This window comes from Candidatus Thiosymbion oneisti, from assembly GCF_900092655.1.
Lineage (GTDB): Bacteria > Pseudomonadota > Gammaproteobacteria > Chromatiales > Chromatiaceae > Thiosymbion > Thiosymbion oneisti.
The window spans coordinates 1-2,954 of record NZ_FLUY01000371.1; the positions used below are offsets into that span (position 1 = coordinate 1).

Consider the following 2,954-nt stretch of genomic DNA (forward strand, 5'->3'; position numbering starts at 1 on the left):
TGGCTCCCCACGCTCCAGCGTGGGAGCAGACCTGGTCCCGACGGAGGAGGGATCTGACGCTCCAGCGTCGATTAAGCACCTCGGTAGGCTAACAGCCAACGCCTATTAGCACAGAGGCGCTGAGTCCGCTGGAGCGGACAAGACGACGTTCCCACGCTGGAGCGTGGGAACGAGTGCGAAATTTACAGATTTTATGCCCTAAAATCAGTATCTTAATTTTTAGACAGGCTCTCAGCCTTGTAGGCCCGGTTAGACCTGTGCTCCGATGTTTGGTTGTGCCGATCAATTCGTGAGTCCTAACGGCAGGATGCGCTTCGCTTTCCCGCCCTACGATCTTGAAGACCTGTAAGGTGGGGACACAGAAAAACAGCATGGGTTGTAAGAGCAGCTGAATGGCACACGTCAATTTCACACCCTTTGCCACCCTCGCCTTCGCTACCCTGGACCACCGAGACCGGGCGTATCAGGTCGCCGTGATACGCGCTACCTGCGACCTCACGGACGGCGGCGAGCTGCGTCCAGCCGCCGAACAAGCACCCGTGGCCGCCGCTGATCAATACCACGGCGACCCCACCCTTTCCAGTCTGCGCTGGGAGAGCGACCTGGCCCCTTACAAACCCCGCTGCGATATCCTCCTGGAGGCCACGGCCTATGCCCCCAAGGGCACGCCGGCTCCGGGTTGGCCGATAGACATCCAGGTGGGCACCTATCGGAAACGGCTGCTGGTCACCGGTCCGCGCCGGTGGCAGCGCAAGCTGTTCGGCGGCTGGAAGGCGACGTTGCCCGAACCTATCGCAAGCCTGCCCCTGCGCTACGAATACGCCTACGGTGGTCAGGTCACCCGCTATGATCCTGAACGTGGACGGGAACACACCGACCACTGTCCCCACAATCCATTAGGGTTAGGCTATTGGCCTTCCGAAATCCACGAGGAGGCCAAGCGCCGTGACCAAGTGCCCGTACCCCAGATTCTTGCGGTCGAAGACCTCCAACCCCAATTCGGCCAGCCATTGAAGGTCCAAGGCCTGGGTCCCATCGGCAAGACCTGGCTCCCGCGCTTAGCCCTGGCCGGCACCTTCGACGAGCCCTGGCAGGCGGGCCGCTGGCCCAAGCTGTCCGAGGATTTCGACTTCGGTTTCTGGAACTGCGCCCACCCCGACCTGCAAATCCCCTACCTGGCCGGCGATGAGACGGTCGCGCTCTATAACCTGACCCCTGCGGGTCGGCTCGACTTCCGGCTGCCCGGATACCTGCCTTTCGTACTGGTGCGCTACCAAAACGGCGAGGTCAAGGAGGCGCGCGCCAACCTGGACACCCTGTTCATCGCACCCGACGACCGGCGCGTGAGCCTGGTGTGGCGGGCCACCATCCTGGCCGAGCCGCTCGTGCGGATACTGGAATCACGCCTACTTACCCGGCCGCGGACCTGAAGCCGGCACAGCGAGACCTACCATGGCGGATCAAGAAGGCGCCCGTAAGTCGGACGAATTCATTGCCGTCAGCCTGACCCCGGACGTGTGCAAGACACCGGTGGGCAGCACCCTGGTGCCGGTGCCCTATATGATCGTGGCCGATCTGAGCGACAGCTTTGCCACCAGTCCCAACGTCCGGTTCGGCGGACAGCCGGTTTTCGTCCACGACCAAAGCAAAATCTCCCATGTGACCGGCGACGAGGCCGGCATCGGTGGCGGGATCGTATCCGGGACCTACAAAGGGATCGTCGAGTCCGTCGAGGGCAGTTCCACGGTCCGCGTGAACGGCAAGCCGGTTGTGCGCCACGGCGACCCCTGTAAGATGAACAACGGCAACACCATCGGCCGCATCCTCTACCAGGGACCGGGCGGCGGCGCCCCCAACACAAGCGGCGACACCAACCCGCCGGTGGTCCCCGAAACGCCCGAAGAAGAACAGGCCGCGCGGGAGAAACGGGGCCTGTGGGCGCGGCTCTCCGAAGATGTGCATACCGGCCTGGATGTGATCGGCTTCATTCCCGGCGTGGGTATCTTCGCCGATCTCGCCAACGCCGGTATCTACGCGGCCGAAGGCAACTGGGCGATGGCCGGCATCTCCGCCGTAGCGGCCGCACCCGGCATCGGTGACGGTATCAAGGCCGGGGCTATGGTGGCTAAGGCCGGTGGGAAAGTCGCCAGGGAGGCCGCGGAAAGAGGGGCCAAAGAAGCTGCGGAAAAAGGCACCAAGAAAGCCGGCGAGAAAATCGGCAAGGATGGCGTCCGGGTCGAAGGAAGAAGAAGCAAAAAGGCCCGAGACAGCAGCAAAGCAGAAAAACACGGCGACAGTGGTCGTCGCCTTGGAAAAGCAGAAAGACAAATCAAAGAACGTAAAGAACAGCTCAAAAATGCAAAAGGCCGGGAGGCGAAACGGATTAAGAAAAGGATTCAAAACACTAGGCGTGCGGCCCAGCGAGCGAAAAAGGGCGAAACGCACCATAGGAGATAAACTGATGTCTGAGATGATTCTTGAACCGTTGCGGGGAGTCGGACCGTTTCTGTTCGGCGAGGTGATTGAACCACTTATCAACAAGCTAGGGTTGATCGAGCTCCCGGAAGAATATGATGACGAGGTCGGTTGGATAACCTACACGATACCAGAGCAGGATATCTGCATCTATAGCGAAGACGGCAAAATCGTATCGGTCGCATGCTACGAGGACTGTTGGTACAAGGGGAGAAACCTGATTGGTTTGGCATTTCAAGATGTCGTGCAGTTGCTCGCTCCCACCAATCTCCCGAATGAACCTGATGCCATTGAAATCGATGATGAAGAACAAATGGTATATGACATCGAAATCGAAAGCGCTGACGTTCAGCTTTGGGTGCGGGATGGGGTCGTCGTGACAGCAATTTGTTCAACGGAATAACCCTGAATAATTCGGCCCTTTACGTTTTGTAGGTGGTGGGAGTCGTAATATGGTTGTTACCGATCAGACAACAAAC

3 protein-coding genes are annotated in these 2,954 nt (G+C 59.5%); all 3 read left to right on the forward strand.

Annotated features, from left to right (window positions below; genetic code table 11):
- Nucleotides 1–392: 392 nt before the first annotated feature.
- Genes BQ17_RS03585 through BQ17_RS03595 form a run of 3 tightly spaced genes read left to right on the forward strand, consistent with a single transcriptional unit; the run spans nucleotide 393 to nucleotide 2,878 of the window.
- Nucleotides 393–1,430 carry a DUF2169 family type VI secretion system accessory protein gene (locus BQ17_RS03585; RefSeq protein ID WP_089724373.1) on the forward strand — a complete coding sequence of 346 codons (1,038 nt, stop codon included), beginning with the start codon at nucleotides 393–395 and terminating at the stop codon, nucleotides 1,428–1,430.
- Nucleotides 1,431–1,452: 22 nt separating this feature from the next.
- Nucleotides 1,453–2,457: a PAAR-like domain-containing protein gene (locus tag BQ17_RS03590; protein ID WP_089724375.1), complete on the forward strand. Its 1,005-nt coding sequence runs from the start codon at nucleotides 1,453–1,455 to the stop codon at nucleotides 2,455–2,457.
- Between the two features lie 4 nt (nucleotides 2,458–2,461).
- Nucleotides 2,462–2,878, forward strand: a complete 417-nt coding sequence (locus BQ17_RS03595; protein ID WP_089724377.1) for a hypothetical protein — start codon at nucleotides 2,462–2,464, stop codon at nucleotides 2,876–2,878.
- Nucleotides 2,879–2,954 lie beyond the last annotated feature (76 nt).

Bases quoted from the DNA above. Each gene is read 5' to 3' on its own strand.
- BQ17_RS03595 (WP_089724377.1), top strand. From the start codon at position 2,462: ATGTCTGAGATGATTCTTGAACCGTTGCGGGGAGTCGGACCGTTTCTG.
- BQ17_RS03590 (WP_089724375.1), top strand. From the start codon at position 1,453: ATGGCGGATCAAGAAGGCGCCCGTAAGTCGGACGAATTCATTGCCGTC.
- BQ17_RS03585 (WP_089724373.1), top strand. From the start codon at position 393: ATGGCACACGTCAATTTCACACCCTTTGCCACCCTCGCCTTCGCTACC.